At 38.6% G+C, this 14,455-nt stretch carries 21 protein-coding genes and 1 rRNA gene (1 of these 22 running past the window's edge); 2 read left to right on the top strand and 20 right to left on the bottom strand.

Annotated elements, in window-relative coordinates; translation table 11 throughout:
• A 16S ribosomal RNA gene (locus NHG49_RS00875) occupies positions 1-398 on the bottom strand; it reaches 1,154 nt to the left of the window's first position.
• Between the two features lie 225 nt (positions 399-623).
• On the bottom strand, positions 624-842 hold the full coding sequence (locus tag NHG49_RS00870) for a hypothetical protein (protein WP_000900298.1): 219 nt from the start codon (positions 840-842) through the stop codon (positions 624-626).
• Positions 843-1,012: 170 nt separating this feature from the next.
• Here NHG49_RS00870 and pdaB point away from each other — a divergent pair, with 170 nt between their 5' ends.
• Complete coding sequence (gene pdaB, locus NHG49_RS00865; protein WP_064475108.1) at positions 1,013-1,777, top strand: polysaccharide deacetylase family sporulation protein PdaB; 765 nt, start codon at positions 1,013-1,015, stop codon at positions 1,775-1,777.
• Positions 1,778-1,905: 128 nt separating this feature from the next.
• Here pdaB and kbaA read toward each other — a convergent pair whose 3' ends face one another.
• Positions 1,906-2,517, bottom strand: coding sequence for a KinB signaling pathway activation protein KbaA (gene kbaA / locus NHG49_RS00860; RefSeq protein WP_046958112.1), 612 nt, complete (start codon positions 2,515-2,517; stop codon positions 1,906-1,908).
• 139 nt (positions 2,518-2,656) lie between these two features.
• Between kbaA and gerD the strand changes: the two genes are divergently transcribed.
• On the top strand, positions 2,657-3,274 hold the full coding sequence (gene gerD / locus NHG49_RS00855; RefSeq protein WP_064475106.1) for a spore germination protein GerD: 618 nt from the start codon (positions 2,657-2,659) through the stop codon (positions 3,272-3,274).
• A gap of 56 nt (positions 3,275-3,330) precedes the next feature.
• Here the strand turns inward: gerD and NHG49_RS00850 are convergent, their stop codons facing one another.
• The 17 genes from NHG49_RS00850 to NHG49_RS00770 form a co-directional block, all read right to left on the bottom strand.
• Positions 3,331-4,398, bottom strand: a complete 1,068-nt coding sequence (locus NHG49_RS00850; RefSeq protein WP_064475105.1) for an Mrp/NBP35 family ATP-binding protein — start codon at positions 4,396-4,398, stop codon at positions 3,331-3,333.
• Between the two features lie 143 nt (positions 4,399-4,541).
• Positions 4,542-5,255, bottom strand: coding sequence for an N-acetylmuramoyl-L-alanine amidase CwlD (gene cwlD, locus NHG49_RS00845; RefSeq protein WP_000822446.1), 714 nt, complete (start codon positions 5,253-5,255; stop codon positions 4,542-4,544).
• A 66-nt stretch (positions 5,256-5,321) separates the two neighbouring features.
• A complete protein-coding gene (locus NHG49_RS00840; protein ID WP_001101006.1) occupies positions 5,322-5,750 on the bottom strand; it encodes a YbaK family protein in 429 nt (142 codons plus the stop codon).
• A gap of 161 nt (positions 5,751-5,911) precedes the next feature.
• Complete coding sequence (gene rpsI / locus NHG49_RS00835) at positions 5,912-6,304, bottom strand: 30S ribosomal protein S9 (protein WP_000079986.1); 393 nt, start codon at positions 6,302-6,304, stop codon at positions 5,912-5,914.
• A 21-nt stretch (positions 6,305-6,325) separates the two neighbouring features.
• Entirely contained in the window at positions 6,326-6,763 is a 438-nt protein-coding gene (gene rplM, locus NHG49_RS00830) for a 50S ribosomal protein L13 (protein WP_001260795.1), read from the bottom strand.
• A 152-nt stretch (positions 6,764-6,915) separates the two neighbouring features.
• Positions 6,916-7,659 carry a tRNA pseudouridine(38-40) synthase TruA gene (gene truA, locus NHG49_RS00825; protein ID WP_002096935.1) on the bottom strand — a complete coding sequence of 248 codons (744 nt, stop codon included), beginning with the start codon at positions 7,657-7,659 and terminating at the stop codon, positions 6,916-6,918.
• Between the two features lie 14 nt (positions 7,660-7,673).
• The gene (locus tag NHG49_RS00820; RefSeq protein WP_064475104.1) at positions 7,674-8,468 is read right to left on the bottom strand and encodes an energy-coupling factor transporter transmembrane component T family protein; all 795 of its coding nucleotides are present in this window, start codon (positions 8,466-8,468) and stop codon (positions 7,674-7,676) included.
• The gene (locus tag NHG49_RS00815) at positions 8,456-9,337 is read right to left on the bottom strand and encodes an energy-coupling factor ABC transporter ATP-binding protein (protein WP_000406519.1); all 882 of its coding nucleotides are present in this window, start codon (positions 9,335-9,337) and stop codon (positions 8,456-8,458) included. The genes NHG49_RS00820 and NHG49_RS00815 overlap by 13 nt, the downstream gene beginning before the upstream one ends.
• Positions 9,313-10,155, bottom strand: a complete 843-nt coding sequence (locus NHG49_RS00810) for an energy-coupling factor ABC transporter ATP-binding protein (RefSeq protein WP_064475103.1) — start codon at positions 10,153-10,155, stop codon at positions 9,313-9,315. The genes NHG49_RS00815 and NHG49_RS00810 overlap by 25 nt, the downstream gene beginning before the upstream one ends.
• A 103-nt stretch (positions 10,156-10,258) precedes the next feature.
• Positions 10,259-10,621: a 50S ribosomal protein L17 gene (gene rplQ / locus NHG49_RS00805; RefSeq protein ID WP_000331490.1), complete on the bottom strand. Its 363-nt coding sequence runs from the start codon at positions 10,619-10,621 to the stop codon at positions 10,259-10,261.
• Positions 10,622-10,656: 35 nt separating this feature from the next.
• Entirely contained in the window at positions 10,657-11,601 is a 945-nt protein-coding gene (locus NHG49_RS00800; RefSeq protein ID WP_000569644.1) for a DNA-directed RNA polymerase subunit alpha, read from the bottom strand.
• 180 nt (positions 11,602-11,781) lie between these two features.
• A complete protein-coding gene (rpsK, locus tag NHG49_RS00795) occupies positions 11,782-12,171 on the bottom strand; it encodes a 30S ribosomal protein S11 (RefSeq protein WP_000101797.1) in 390 nt (129 codons plus the stop codon).
• A gap of 24 nt (positions 12,172-12,195) precedes the next feature.
• Positions 12,196-12,561: a 30S ribosomal protein S13 gene (rpsM, locus tag NHG49_RS00790; RefSeq protein WP_000090790.1), complete on the bottom strand. Its 366-nt coding sequence runs from the start codon at positions 12,559-12,561 to the stop codon at positions 12,196-12,198.
• A 21-nt stretch (positions 12,562-12,582) separates the two neighbouring features.
• Entirely contained in the window at positions 12,583-12,696 is a 114-nt protein-coding gene (gene rpmJ, locus NHG49_RS00785) for a 50S ribosomal protein L36 (protein WP_000868344.1), read from the bottom strand.
• Positions 12,697-12,731: 35 nt separating this feature from the next.
• Positions 12,732-12,950: a translation initiation factor IF-1 gene (infA, locus tag NHG49_RS00780; protein WP_001029884.1), complete on the bottom strand. Its 219-nt coding sequence runs from the start codon at positions 12,948-12,950 to the stop codon at positions 12,732-12,734.
• Positions 12,951-13,018: 68 nt separating this feature from the next.
• Positions 13,019-13,765 carry a type I methionyl aminopeptidase gene (gene map / locus NHG49_RS00775; protein WP_000582542.1) on the bottom strand — a complete coding sequence of 249 codons (747 nt, stop codon included), beginning with the start codon at positions 13,763-13,765 and terminating at the stop codon, positions 13,019-13,021.
• Positions 13,765-14,415: an adenylate kinase gene (locus NHG49_RS00770; protein ID WP_258125446.1), complete on the bottom strand. Its 651-nt coding sequence runs from the start codon at positions 14,413-14,415 to the stop codon at positions 13,765-13,767. Before NHG49_RS00770 ends, map begins: the two co-directional genes overlap by 1 nt.
• Positions 14,416-14,455 lie beyond the last annotated feature (40 nt).

The following is a 14,455-nucleotide window of genomic DNA, read 5'->3' as shown; positions in this document are numbered from 1 at the left end:
GTCAGACTTTCGTCCATTGCGGAAGATTCCCTACTGCTGCCTCCCGTAGGAGTCTGGGCCGTGTCTCAGTCCCAGTGTGGCCGATCACCCTCTCAGGTCGGCTACGCATCGTTGCCTTGGTGAGCCGTTACCTCACCAACTAGCTAATGCGACGCGGGTCCATCCATAAGTGACAGCCGAAGCCGCCTTTCAATTTCGAACCATGCAGTTCAAAATGTTATCCGGTATTAGCCCCGGTTTCCCGGAGTTATCCCAGTCTTATGGGCAGGTTACCCACGTGTTACTCACCCGTCCGCCGCTAACTTCTTGAGAGCAAGCTCTCAATCCATTCGCTCGACTTGCATGTATTAGGCACGCCGCCAGCGTTCATCCTGAGCCAGGATCAAACTCTCCAATAAAGTTAGTTTGTCTAGCATCTAAAAATAAAAATTGACGTTTCACGTTGTTTGTTTCGTTCAGTTTTCAAAGAACTACTTGGTCGCTCATTTGCGACTTCCTTATGTTAACATCTTCGTTTTTCGATGTCAACTAAGTTTTTCAATTTCTTTTTTGTCGTTTTCTGCGTTTCTGCATCAGCGACGGTTATTAATTTATCATATAATAACCATTAACGTCAACACTTTTTAATAAAAAGTTCTTTTCCTTACATAACGCATACATTCTTCTGCATTAGCGACTCTTCGAAACAAACAAAAAATGATTTTATATCTTTCTTCCATCGCCTTTTTTACAACGTCATGAATACGTTCATCTTCAAAATCAAATAAAAGTTCTTCTAACTCTCTCTTCAATATGTATTCCATTTCTTTTTTCTCTTCTTTCGTTAACATAAACCCAAGCAAATCATCACCTCAATCATTTCTTACAAAGCAATAAACGTTCCGCTCATTTTCCCTTATCAAAATCCTATCATTCATTATATCCACTGCTTACGATATTAATCCTTTGTTCTCTTTTTAATATATAAAGCATATATGTAACTGAAAAGGATTGGACAAAGGGGCGTAATATTATGTTTTTCTTTTTTATTACGAGTAAACGAGCTTTTAAACACATTAGCTTAATAGTGATACTTTCCTTATTTACAGCATGGCTTCTCTTTTTGAAAACATATTCACATGAATCTGCTTTTTCAACTGCGACAGGACCTAAAGTTATTTACAAAGGAGACACCTCTAAAAAACAAGTTGCATTCACGTTTGATATTAGTTGGGGAGACAAAAAAGCAATTCCAATCCTTGATACACTTAAAGAAAGAGACATTAAGAATGCAACCTTCTTCCTTTCTGCTGCATGGGCAGAAAGACACCCTGATGTTATTGAACGCATCATAAAAGATGGACATGAAATCGGTAGTATGGGTTATAATTACACGTCCTACACTTCTCTAGAGACAAATGAAATACGAAGAGATCTTTTACGAGCACAAGATGTTTTTACAAAACTCGGTGTGAAACAAGTCAAACTATTACGTCCACCTAGTGGAGACTTTAACAAAGCAACACTTAAAATAGCAGAATCACTCGGATACACCATCGTCCATTGGAGTAATAACTCAAACGACTGGAAAAACCCAGGTGTAAACAATATCGTTTCCAATGTCTCTACTAATTTAAAAGGTGGAGATATCGTCTTATTACATGCATCTGATTCTGCCCTCCAAACAAATAAAGCTTTACCACTGCTTCTGCAAAAATTAAAGAGTGACGGATATGAGCAAATATCGGTATCACAACTTATTTCTAACACAAGTACAAAAAGTGAAGATGTAAGGTAATTCTTTTCCCTCGTGCCTTCACACATAAAAAGCTCTACTACCTATCATTAAGGTAATAGAGCTTTTTTCATCCCGATATTTGCATTCGTACAACTACCCTCTGTATAAAAACCCAAAACCTCTCTTACTTAAGCCGACTTACTCGTCTTTCCAATTAAACGATGTAATATAAGTAACTGATATGCATTACATAATAAAAGTGGTATCACCATTAAATACAACCAATCTGTATCATTAATACGAAGCGCTGGTACCCACTCAAGAATTGTTACAACAACCATAAAGAACAAAGCGGGCACAAATGCCTTTCTATTTGTTTCTTTACTTTTTATGTAAGCAACAATCGCCCCAAACACAAATAACACACCAGCAACAAGTATGTTATTCCCTAACGAAACTTCCCCATTTGCAATCAATACGGATCTTAAGTACACGAAATCAAATAAAACGAATGCAATAAAGAAGAGCTGGACTGCATTCCATAAAGAAGGTGACCTGAACATCCCCAGTCCAAAACGATGGATTGTTAAATAGGCAAAGAACCCCATTTGACTTATAACACTAAAAATAAATCCTACACCCATCAACCAGAAGGAAACTGCTAAAATCTCCTTTCCGTCGAAATTTTGAAAAAATTTAGCGTACTTGTCCCACTCCAAAACAAACCCAATAATGACCGTGCTAATCCCACCAAGAAACAACGTCGTAAAAAATAGTCGTACCCACTTGCGGCTATTCACAACACATCCCCCATTATCCTTATATTTCTAATTAAATTGTATCAATGACAATTTCAAAAAGCTAGCCATGTTCATGTATAAATTCCTTAAAGATATTTATATTAAAAAGAGAGAACTGTGCTGAAAGGAGTTCCAACTTATGAAACGGATGCTGCTCGTTTTGACTTCTTCTTTTCTATTTCTTGTACTTGTAGCATGTGCACAAGAAAAAGAAGCAAAGTCCGAACTTGATTACGATCAAACAAAGAAAATGATTGTTGATATTTTAAAAACCGATCAAGGTAAGAAGGCTATTCAAGATGTATTAACTGATGAAAAAATGAAACAAGCACTCATACTAGATGAAACAGTAGTAAAGAAAACGATTGAAGATGCAATGGTATCCGACAAAGGGCAACAATTTTGGGAAAAGCTCTTTAAAGACCCTGAGTTCTCATCAAAGTTCGCTAAAAGTATGGGGAAAGAACAAACAACCTTAATGAAAACATTACTAAAAGACCCTGAATACCAAGCTGGCGTTATAGAAATTATGAAAAACCCAGAAGTAGAAAAAATGATGTTACAAACGATGAAGAGCAAAGAATACCGTCAATATTTACAACAAGTATTAACAGAAACTGCTGAAAGCCCACTCTTCCAAGCTAAGATGATTGACATTATTAGTAAAGGTGTAGAAAAAGCCGAAAAAAGTGGATCTGATAAAAAGGAAGCTGGCGGTGAAGGTGGTTCCCAAGACGGTAAAAAGGAACAGCAGTAAAAATAATGATTATAATAATGAGTGGACAATATATGTATTGTCCACTCGTTATTATTTTATTTTTGCGCAACAGCTATTTTATCAATCACTGTCTCAGCTATCGTGCGATAAATAAGGCCTGTCGTATGTGTATCTTCGTATACTGACGGCGCAAAGTCTTCTTTATTCCAATCAGGTTGTTGAAGCGGGATTCGGCCAAGTACTTCTGTTTGAAGTTCTGCAGCCAATTTATCTCCTCCACCTCTTCCAAACACATATTCTTTTTCACCAGTTGTTTTACTTTCAAAATACGCCATATTTTCAACAACGCCAAGAATGCTATGTTCTGTACGTAAAGCCATAGCTCCAGCACGCGCTGCTACAAATGCCGCTGTTGGATGTGGCGTTGTTACAATAATCTCTTTACAAGCCGGCAACATCGAATGCAAGTCTAGCGCAACATCACCTGTGCCCGGTGGTAAATCTAAAACTAAATAGTCTAAATCGCCCCATTCTACTTCTGTGAAGAAGTGATTTAACATTTTCCCAAGCATAGGTCCTCTCCAAATAACCGGTGCGTTATCCTCTACAAAGAATCCCATTGAGATTACCTTTACACCTAGACGCTCCACTGGAATAATTTTATCCCCTCTTACAACAGGACGTTTTTCTATCCCCATCATATCCGGTACGCTAAAACCATAAATATCGGCATCAATGATACCGACCTTTTTACCTAGACGAGCTAGAGCAATAGCAAGGTTAACAGAAACTGTTGATTTTCCGACTCCACCTTTTCCACTCGCTACTGCTAAAAATGTCGTTTTTGAATTTGGCGACAATAAAGATTCAGTTTGCTCTTCTTCCTGTTCCGGTGCAAACTGAGCTAATTCCTCTTCTGTAAATTCCGCAAAGCGAAGCCCTACTGTTGCTGCCCCTAGTTCTTTTACTAACTTTACAATTCCAGATTGCAATTGCATTTGTTCCGCTGTACCGGTTTTTACAATTGCAATTTTAACACTTACATGTTCCTTCTCAGGCTTGACTGTTACCTCTTTAATTGCCCCTGTTTCTTTTAACGTTTTATGTAAAAACGGATCTACAATCCCTTCTAACGCTTCCACTACTTGCTCTTTCGTTACCATAGTTAGCCCAGCCCCCTGTATGAAAAATAACGTAATGTTAATTAAATTTATCTCTCTTTATTTTTGAAATAAATGCGTTTACATTTCCAGTATAACATATTTTCGGAAAACTTCGTTAACGAGAGAAACTCAAAAAATCCTCCTTATTCTGGAGGATTTCCTTTTTCCGTGAAATAACGTAATATACCACGATATACTGCAGCCGCTACCTTTTGCTGATATTTCTCCGAATTTAACATATACCTTTCGTTTACATTCGATAAAAAGCCAGCTTCAATTAGAGCACCTGGTGTTTTCGCATACTTTAATAAATACACATGAGAAATTGTTTTAGCAGAACGATTCGTATTCTCTAAACTTGTTCTCAATTCAGCTTGTATAAATTTCGCAGCACGTTCATTTTCAACCGAAGAACGGTAGTAGAACGTTTGTGCGCCTTTCGATCCACTGCTAGTTAAAGCATTTAAATGAATGCTCGCAAAAAAGTCTACATCAGGTTTATTAATAATCTCTACACGCTTTTTTAAATCCTCTGCTTTACGTCTACTATATGATTTTGTATCTTTCTGAGCTAAATCATAATCTCCCTCACGTGTTAAAATAACTAGTGCACCTTGTTCTTGTAAATAATCTTGTACCTTCTTTGTAATCTCAAGCGTAATATCTTTTTCTATAATATCTTTTCCACCAACAGCCCCTCCGTCTGGCCCACCATGCCCAGCATCTAATACAATCACTTTCCCTGATAAGGGTAAATTCCAAGCTCGCCACGATTTTGTAATTTGAAATTCTTGTTTGACTAAAAAAAACAAAACAACCGCAGCGAGTGCAAAAGAGATAATTCGAATTCTCTTCATACCTTTCCTCCTCCAGCTAGTCCCTCTAATTACTTATATGGGACAAGAGGAAAGTTTATGCTTGTCTTAATGAAGCTTTAATCGATATCTTCTTTCACCTTTTTCATATCCTTCTTGCCACCATAAGCCAATAAACTGCTGACAAGATTCAAAAAGTAATTCCTCATCTTGTAACTTAATTTCCCGCATAGTCATGCTCGTTAAAAATTGGAATAATGTTTCCGTTAATTGTTGCTCTTCTTCTAAGGCTCTATATTTCACATCAAAGAATGATTCACCATAATAACCAAACTTACTGTATCTCGCTCCTAATAAATACGACTCTATCCCTAATTCAATACAGTAATCTTCATACTGACGATGAAGTTCCTGCATCTGAAAGGCATCCCTAATATTTGAACGTAATGTTTTTAATGATAATTCTCGCAGCATCTTCCGTTCATATTTCAACTGCTTTTCTTTTTGTTTTTCTTGTAAGCTGACAATGACATTCATAGTACTTATAAACCTCCCTAATACGTATTAGTCTAAACTTCTAAAGAAGAAGCATACGCGAGAGAATAGCACTAAAATATTCCAAACTACAAAATTACAAAAGAGGAATAAAACATAAAAAAACCCCAACCAAAATGGTTGGGGTTTGTAGTTCGCAAAAATTAACGTTTTGAGAACTGAGGTGCACGACGTGCGCCTTTAAGACCGTATTTTTTACGCTCTTTCATACGTGCGTCACGAGTTAATAGACCTGCACGTTTTAGTGTTAGACGGTATTCTGGATCAGCTTTTAATAAAGCGCGAGAAATACCGTGACGAATAGCACCAGCTTGACCAGTGTATCCACCACCATTTACGTTTACAAGTACATCGTAGTTACCTAAAGTTTCTGTTGCAACTAGAGGTTGTTTCACTACTTCACGTAATGCAGCAAATGGGATATAGTTTTCAAAATCACGACCGTTAATGATAACGCGTCCTTCGCCTGGAACTAGGCGTACGCGCGCTACTGAACTCTTACGACGTCCAGTGCCATAGTATTGAACCTGTGCCAAAGTAAGCCCTCCTTTAATTGATTATCCGCGAAGTTCGTAAACTTCTGGTTTTTGTGCTTGGTGTGGATGCTCTGCTCCAGCATACACGTTTAATTTCTTAGATACTTGACGTCCTAAACGTCCTTTTGGAAGCATCCCTTTAATTGCAAGCTCTAACATTTGTACAGGGTAGTTTGTACGCATTTCTAGAGCTGTTCTTTGCTTAAGTCCACCTGGGTGGTTAGTGTGACGGTAGTAAATTTTATCGTTTAATTTATTACCTGTTAAATGAATTTTCTCAGCGTTAATAATAATTACATGATCACCCGTGTCAACGTGTGGTGTAAATGTAGGTTTGTTTTTACCGCGTAAAATAGATGCTACTTCAGTAGATAGGCGACCTAAAGTTTGACCTTCAGCATCAACCACATACCATTTACGCTCAACTTCGTTAGCTTTTGCCATAAAAGTCGTACGCATGTGTTTCCCTCCTCGTTATCTTTTCCATAGAAAAAATCTATTGTTTATCTTAAACACGATTTCCTTCCGGGGCTAATCGTGGTTTTAGAAACAATACCATATGTTATGATATACTTTTGAGTTTCTAATGTCAAGCAAATGTTACACCAGGATTAGTTGTTATAGTTTACCTGCCATAAGTAAAGTCCATGACCTGGAGCCATCTTTCCAGCAAACTGACGATTTTGTTTCGCTAAAATCTCTGGAATGCTATCAGGATCAAGCTTTCCTTGCCCTACGCTCAGTAACGTACCAACAATAATTCTGACCATATTATATAAAAATCCATTACCTACAAAACGAAAAATTAATTCATCGCCTTGCTCAATTAACTCAATTTCATAAATCGTTCGCACTTTATCTTTTTTGTCAGTTTTTGCCGAACAAAAAGAAGTGAAATCATGCGTTCCAATAAAATAAGGAATCGCTTTTCTTATAGAGCTTATTTCGAGCGGATATGGATATTGATATACGTAATTTCTACGGAATACATCCGCAGTCTTTGATAATAATACACGATAACGATATTCTTTTCTCTCGACACCGTAACGCGCATGAAATTCTTCTGTTTTTTTCTCTACCTGTCTGATAACAATATCATCTGGCAACATTGTGTTTAATGCATTACTCCATTGCCACTCTTCAAGAGACAACGGTGTATCAAAGTGTATGACTTGTCCTTTGGCGTGAACGGTAGAATCCGTTCTGCCCGATGCCTGAACACGAACAAGTTCTCCTTTATGCAATTTCTGCAAAGCTTTCTCAATCTCTTGTTGAACAGTACGATGCTGCGGCTGAATTTGATAACCACAAAAATGCATGCCATCATATGCAACCGTACATTTTATTCTATCCATTTCTCTATTCTCCATTACGATCGCACCCATGCCAAAATACAAGCTAAACAAAGTAAGCTTATAATCGTTACTGTATCGCTTGTTTTCCAGCGTAGTTGCCTAAATTTAGTACGTCCTTCGCCATTTTGATACCCACGTGCTTCCATAGCAATCGCTAAGTCCTCAGCACGCTTAAAAGCACTGATAAATAGAGGAACGAGTAGTGAGATAATAGCTTTCATCCTATCTTTTATCGGTCCTCCTGCGAAATCAATACCACGTGAAGCTTGTGCCTTCATTATTTTACTCGTTTCATCCATTAATGTCGGAATAAAACGAAGAGAAATTGACATCATTAATGCGATTTCATGAACAGGAACTTTTATACGTTTCAACGGCTTTAATAACGTCTCCAAACCATCTGTAATCTCAATAGGTGTCGTCGTTAACGTTAATAATGTCGTCATTAAAATAATAACGAAGAATCGTATAGAAATGTATATCCCTTGCTCTAATCCTTTTTCATGTATCGAAAACCAACCAAGCTGGAATAGTACTTCCCCTTCTTTATTTGTAAAAATATGCAGGAAAAATGTAAAAAGAAAAATCCATAGAATTGGTTTTAAGCCCGAAAGTACATAACGAATCGGCACTTTTGCAAAAAATAAAGCAATGAGTGCATATAAAAATAAAAATCCATATGAAATCGCATTATTTGCTAAGAAAACAACAAATACATATAAAAAGACAATCAGCAGCTTCGTACGTGGGTCGAGTTGATGAATAAGAGACTTCCCTGGAATATATCTTCCAATAATCAACTGCTGCATGATTCATGACCACCTTTTCGTAACACCTGCACAACTTCATGAGTAAGATCCTCTAAAGATAAGGTAGCCTTTGGGATTGAAATGCCAAACTTCTCTTCAATTGCACGTTTATACTTTAAAGACATAGGAAGATCCACGCCAATTTTCTCTAGTTCATCAGCATGTGAAAATACTTCCTCTGCACTTCCTTGCAAAAAGACCGTTCCTTTATGCATGACTACAATCTGCTCCGCATACTTAGCAGCATCCTCCATATTATGTGTTACTAGGATAACTGTAAGACCTTTTTCCTTATGCAGCTTATAAAACATCTCCATAAGTTCATTCTGCCCTTTTGGATCTAGTCCTGCTGTAGGTTCATCTAATACAAGCACTTCGGGTTCCATCGCCAATACACCCGCTATCGCAACACGCCTCATTTGCCCACCACTTAACTCAAACGGTGAACGTGTTAACAGTTCCGGCTCTAACCCTACAAGTTCAATTGCCTCTCTTGCCTTTTGCTTCGCTTCTTCTACAGATACCCCAAAATTAGTAGGGCCGAAACAAATATCTTTCTCCACAGTCTCTTCAAACAACTGATGTTCTGGGAATTGAAAGACAACCCCTACCTTTTTACGTAGTGGCTTTAGCTTTTTTTCTTTCTTTCCTGCCGAAATGAAATGTTCACCAATTTGAACTGTGCCATTCGTCGGCTGCAATAAACCATTTAAATGTTGAATCATCGTCGACTTACCTGAACCAGTATGACCGATAATGGCATAATAGCCCCCACTTGGAAACGACACGTCTACATCATAAAGTGCGCGTCTTTCAAATGGAGTTTTATATTGATAACGATGTTCTACTTTTTGGAATGTAATCTCCAAAGTTCGTTCACCAAGCTTTCCATTGTAAGATGCGTATTTTGCAAGAGAATTTCATTTCTTTTTAATAATTCTGCTATTTTCACTGAAAAGGGTACATCTAATCCAATTTCTTGGAGCATATGAGAGGACTTGAAGATTTGCTTTGGAGTCCCTTCCTCTAATATTTCTCCCTTATTTAAAATAATGACACGGTCTGATTGTGCCGCTTCTTCTAAATCGTGCGTAATTGATAACACGGTAATACCTTTTTGATTAACAAGTTGTCTAACCGTTTCTACTACTTCACGTCTCCCTTGAGGATCTAGCATTGACGTTGCTTCATCTAATATCAAAATAGATGGCTGAAGTGCTAAAACGCCTGCTATTGCCACTCGCTGCTTTTGCCCACCAGATAACGAATGAGGTTCATCATTAAGAAAATCTTCCATACGGACAAGTTTGAGGGCCTGATCTAATCTTTCTACCATTTTCTCTCTTGGCATTCCGATATTCTCTAAGCCAAAGACAACGTCGTCTTGCACTGTCGTTCCAACAAATTGATTATCTGGATTTTGAAATACCATACCAATTTGTTTTCGAACATCCCATACCGTTTCCTCAGATAAAACCATTGTATCATTTACTGTAATAGTCCCTGTTTCCGGCAAAAACAAACCATTCAATAATTTTGCAAGTGTAGACTTCCCTGAACCGTTTTGTCCAATAACAGATACCCATTCTCCCTCATACAAGGAAAATGAAACATCTTTTAATGCATAAGTGGCTGCCCCAGGATATTGAAATGATATATTTTCTGTCCGAAGTTTCTCTTTTTTCAATACAAGGCACCCTTTCCTTCGCCAAGTTAGCCTATTTTTATATTTAAAAAAAAGGGCCATGACCAGTTTCTTGAAAAGAACTGTCCTGCCCTTTTAATTATCATTATACTAACTCGATAATTACCATTGGTGCTGCGTCTCCGCGACGTGGACCAATTTTTGCAATACGAGTGTATCCGCCTTGGCGCTCAGCATAGCGTGGAGCTACATCAGCGAATAATTTTTGAAGTGCATCTTGACCAGTCTCAGCGTTAGCTACTTCATTGCGAATGAAAGCTGCTGCTTGACGACGAGCGTGAAGATCTCCGCGTTTACCTAAAGTGATCATTTTTTCCACTACAGAACGAAGTTCTTTTGCACGAGTTTCTGTCGTTTGGATGCGCTCGTTGATAATTAAATCAGTAGCTAAATCACGTAACATAGCTTTACGTTGCGCACTTGTACGGCCTAATTTTCTGTATGCCATTCGTAGTTCCCTCCTTTGTTGATGGGTTTAAATCCTCAGTCGTCTTTACGTAAACCTAAACCTAATTCCTCAAGTTTATGTTTAACTTCTTCTAAGGATTTACGTCCTAAGTTACGAACTTTCATCATATCTTCTTCTGTTTTGTTCGCAAGCTCTTGTACAGTATTAATTCCTGCACGTTTTAGGCAATTATAAGAACGAACAGAAAGATCTAGTTCTTCGATAGTCATCTCAAGAACTTTCTCTTTTTGATCTTCTTCCTTCTCGACCATAATCTCAGCATTTTGTGCTTCATCAGTTAAACCAACAAAGATATTTAAATGCTCAGTTAAGATTTTGGCACCTAAAGAGATAGCTTCTTTTGGCCCGATGCTTCCATCCGTCCATACATCAAGCGTAAGCTTATCATAATTAGCCACTTGTCCGACACGTGTCTTTTCCACTTGGTAAGTCACACGTGATACTGGAGTATAAATAGAATCAATAGGAATTACTCCTATTGGTTGATCTTCGCTTTTATTTGCATCAGCTGGCGTATACCCACGGCCACGCTTTGCAGTTAAACGCATGCGGAAATGCGCATTTTTTGCTAACGTTGCAATGTGTAAATCTGGATTTAAGATTTCTACATCACTATCATGAGTAATATCAGCAGCTGTGACAATACCTTCGCCCTGCACATCAATTTCCAACGTCTTCTCTTCTTCAGAGTAGATTTTAAGAGCTAACTTTTTCAAGTTTAAGATGATCGTCGTAACGTCTTCTACTACGCCCTCAACTGTTGAAAATTCATGTAATACGCCATCGATTTGGATAGCAGTAACAGCGGCACCAGGGAGTGAGGATAAAAGAATACGACGTAAGGAGTTACCCAAAGTAGTACCATATCCACGCTCAAGCGGTTCAATTACGAATTTACCATATTTAGCATCTTCGTTAAGTTCAACCGTTTCGATTTTCGGCTTTTCGATTTCAATCATTAACTAAACCCTCCTTCAAAACGTCGAAACCCCGGTTAAACAAAGGGATACCCCCTGTCTAACCGAAAGTCCCCCTTAGGCAGTTCCCGATTGTGCACAACAAGCGATGTTTCTGTACGAAATTTCTCGATAATGCATCATATCCATTATAGACAAAAGGGAAAATTCTATACAGAAAAATTACACACGACGACGTTTTGGTGGACGACATCCATTATGAGGAACTGGAGTAACATCTCTAATTGCTGTTACTTCTAGACCTGCAGCTTGAAGAGCACGAATTGCAGCTTCACGACCAGCACCAGGACCTTTAACAGTAACCTCTAAAGTTTTTAAACCGTGCTCCATTGCAACTTTAGCAGCAGCTTCAGCAGCCATTTGCGCAGCGAATGGAGTAGACTTACGAGATCCACGGAAACCAAGTGCACCAGCACTAGACCAAGAAAGTGCGTTACCATGAGTATCTGTAAGTGTTACGATTGTGTTGTTGAAAGTAGAACGAATATGAGCTATACCAGCTTCAATATTCTTTTTCACACGTTTTTTACGAGTGTTTGTTTTACGTGCCATTGTTAGTTCAACCTCCTTTACTTATTATTTCTTTTTATTTGCTACTGTACGACGTGGACCTTTACGTGTACGAGCATTGTTTTTAGAGTTTTGACCACGAACTGGTAAACCACGACGGTGACGAAGACCACGGTAAGAACCGATCTCCATTAGACGTTTAATGTTAAGAGATACTTCACGACGAAGGTCTCCCTCAACTTTAATACGATCGATGATATCACGGATACGTCCTAGTTCGTCTTCCGTTAAATCACGAACTCGTGTTTCTGAAGAAATACCAGCTTCAGTTAGAATTTTTTCAGCAGTTGTGCGACCAATGCCGAATACGTAAGTTAAAGAAATAACAACGCGTTTGTCTCGAGGAATATCTACACCTGCGATACGTGCCATTCTGAATGCACCTCCTTCTGATTAACCTTGTTTTTGTTTATGTTTAGGGTTTTCACAAATAACCATTACTTTTCCACGTCTACGAATAACTTTACATTTTTCGCAGATTGGTTTAACTGACGGTCTTACTTTCATGTCTCGAACCTCCTTAAAGATTACGGAGTGCTATATTATTTAAAACGGTACGTAATACGACCACGATTTAAATCGTACGGAGATAATTCTACCGTAACTTTGTCTCCTGGTAAAATACGAATGAAGTTCATACGGATTTTACCAGAAACGTGAGCCAATACGACATGCCCATTCTCTAATTCTACTTTGAACATAGCATTTGGCAACGTTTCAAGAACGGTACCTTCGACTTCAATTACATCATCTTTAGCCATTCAATAGTTCTCCCTTCTTCAAATCAGTAACATTTTACACTGCTCTGAAATCCCGGAGAGCCAGCTACTTATAAAGTGGTAAGGATTTCGTATCCTGCTTCTGTAAGAGCAATCGTGTGCTCAAAGTGTGCACACCATTTACCATCTACCGTTACCACTGTCCAGTCATCAGATAGTGTTTTTACATATCGTCTTCCTTGATTCACCATCGGCTCAACACAGATGACCATTCCCGGCTTTAATCTAGGGCCTCTATTTGGTGGACCATAGTGCGGGATTTGAGGGTCCTCATGTAAGTCTTGCCCGATTCCGTGACCAACATACTCCCTAACGATCGAGAACCCATTCTCTTCAGCATGGGTTTGAACCGCATGTGAGATATTTGATAATCTTTCGCCTGGTTTTACTTGTTCTAGACCAAGATACAACGATTTTTCTGTGACATCAAGTAGCTTTTGAACAGATTCAGAAATGTTTCCAACTGGATACGTCCATGCAGAATCTCCATGGTACCCATTGTATTTCGCACCAATATCGATACTGATGATATCGCCCTCTTCGAGCTTGCGCTTCCCTGGAATTCCGTGTACAAGCTCTTCATTTACAGAAGCACATATGCTCCCCGGAAATCCGTTGTATCCTTTAAAAGATGGCGTAGCACCATATTTTCGAATCGTCTTTTCCGCTATTTGATCGAGCTCTTTCGTTGTAATTCCTGGAGTAATATGCTGTTTCAACTCTTGATGAGTTAAAGCAACGATCCTGCCAGCTTCTCGCATGATTTCTATCTCGCGAGGAGTTTTGCAGATGATCATTACGCTAAGCCTCCGATGAGAACATCGATATCAGCAAATACTTTATTGATATTTTGCTCACCATTAATGCTTTGTAAGTAACCAAGCTCTTCGTAGAAATCAAGCAAAGGTTTTGTTTGCTTAATATTTACATCTAAACGATTTGCCACAGTTTCTTCATTGTCATCAGAGCGTTGATATAATTCGCCACCACATTTATCGCACACATCAGCTTTTGCTGGCGGATTGAATTCTAAGTGGTAAGTCGCACCGCACTCTTTACAAATGCGACGGCCTGTAAGGCGTGTTAATAACAACCCTGAATCCACATTAATGTTTAAAACATAGTCGATTTTTTTACCAAGATCTTTCATAATCTCTTCAAGAGCTGATGCTTGTGCAACAGTTCGTGGGAAACCGTCTAGTAAGAAACCTCTTACGCAGTCTTCCTGACTTAAACGTTCACGAACGATTCCGATTGTAACTTCATCTGGAACAAGTGCACCTTTATCAATAAAAGATTTTGCTTGTAGACCCATTTCAGTTTCAGCCTTCATAGCTGCACGGAACATATCTCCTGTTGAAATGTGAGGGATGTTATACTTGGCAACAATCTGTTCGGCTTGTGTACCTTTACCAGCACCAGGAAGCCCCATTAAAATTAAGTTCATCCTTGTTCCCCCTCAGAGTACATGAGCATGTAGGGAAGAC

It is taken from the genome of Bacillus sp. IBL03825, assembly GCF_024712505.1.
Lineage (GTDB): Bacteria > Bacillota > Bacilli > Bacillales > Bacillaceae_G > Bacillus_A > Bacillus_A wiedmannii.
Note: the sequence above shows the minus strand (reverse complement) of the source record. Positions and strands in the feature narration are given on the sequence as shown.

What these genes read in the sequence shown, in the direction of transcription:
- pdaB (WP_064475108.1), top strand. Translation starts at nt 1,013, where the DNA reads ATGTTTTTCTTTTTTATTACGAGTAAACGAGCTTTTAAACACATTAGC.
- gerD (WP_064475106.1), top strand. Translation starts at nt 2,657, where the DNA reads ATGAAACGGATGCTGCTCGTTTTGACTTCTTCTTTTCTATTTCTTGTA.
- NHG49_RS00850 (WP_064475105.1), bottom strand. Translation starts at nt 4,398, where the DNA reads ATGGTAACGAAAGAGCAAGTAGTGGAAGCGTTAGAAGGGATTGTAGAT.
- cwlD (WP_000822446.1), bottom strand. Translation starts at nt 5,255, where the DNA reads ATGAAGAGAATTCGAATTATCTCTTTTGCACTCGCTGCGGTTGTTTTG.
- NHG49_RS00840 (WP_001101006.1), bottom strand. Translation starts at nt 5,750, where the DNA reads ATGAATGTCATTGTCAGCTTACAAGAAAAACAAAAAGAAAAGCAGTTG.
- rplM (WP_001260795.1), bottom strand. Translation starts at nt 6,763, where the DNA reads ATGCGTACGACTTTTATGGCAAAAGCTAACGAAGTTGAGCGTAAATGG.
- truA (WP_002096935.1), bottom strand. Translation starts at nt 7,659, where the DNA reads ATGGATAGAATAAAATGTACGGTTGCATATGATGGCATGCATTTTTGT.
- NHG49_RS00820 (WP_064475104.1), bottom strand. Translation starts at nt 8,468, where the DNA reads ATGCAGCAGTTGATTATTGGAAGATATATTCCAGGGAAGTCTCTTATT.
- rplQ (WP_000331490.1), bottom strand. Translation starts at nt 10,621, where the DNA reads ATGGCATACAGAAAATTAGGCCGTACAAGTGCGCAACGTAAAGCTATG.
- NHG49_RS00800 (WP_000569644.1), bottom strand. Translation starts at nt 11,601, where the DNA reads ATGATTGAAATCGAAAAGCCGAAAATCGAAACGGTTGAACTTAACGAA.
- rpsK (WP_000101797.1), bottom strand. Translation starts at nt 12,171, where the DNA reads ATGGCACGTAAAACAAACACTCGTAAAAAACGTGTGAAAAAGAATATT.
- rpsM (WP_000090790.1), bottom strand. Translation starts at nt 12,561, where the DNA reads ATGGCACGTATCGCAGGTGTAGATATTCCTCGAGACAAACGCGTTGTT.
- rpmJ (WP_000868344.1), bottom strand. Translation starts at nt 12,696, where the DNA reads ATGAAAGTAAGACCGTCAGTTAAACCAATCTGCGAAAAATGTAAAGTT.
- infA (WP_001029884.1), bottom strand. Translation starts at nt 12,950, where the DNA reads ATGGCTAAAGATGATGTAATTGAAGTCGAAGGTACCGTTCTTGAAACG.
- map (WP_000582542.1), bottom strand. Translation starts at nt 13,765, where the DNA reads ATGATCATCTGCAAAACTCCTCGCGAGATAGAAATCATGCGAGAAGCT.
- NHG49_RS00770 (WP_258125446.1), bottom strand. Translation starts at nt 14,415, where the DNA reads ATGAACTTAATTTTAATGGGGCTTCCTGGTGCTGGTAAAGGTACACAA.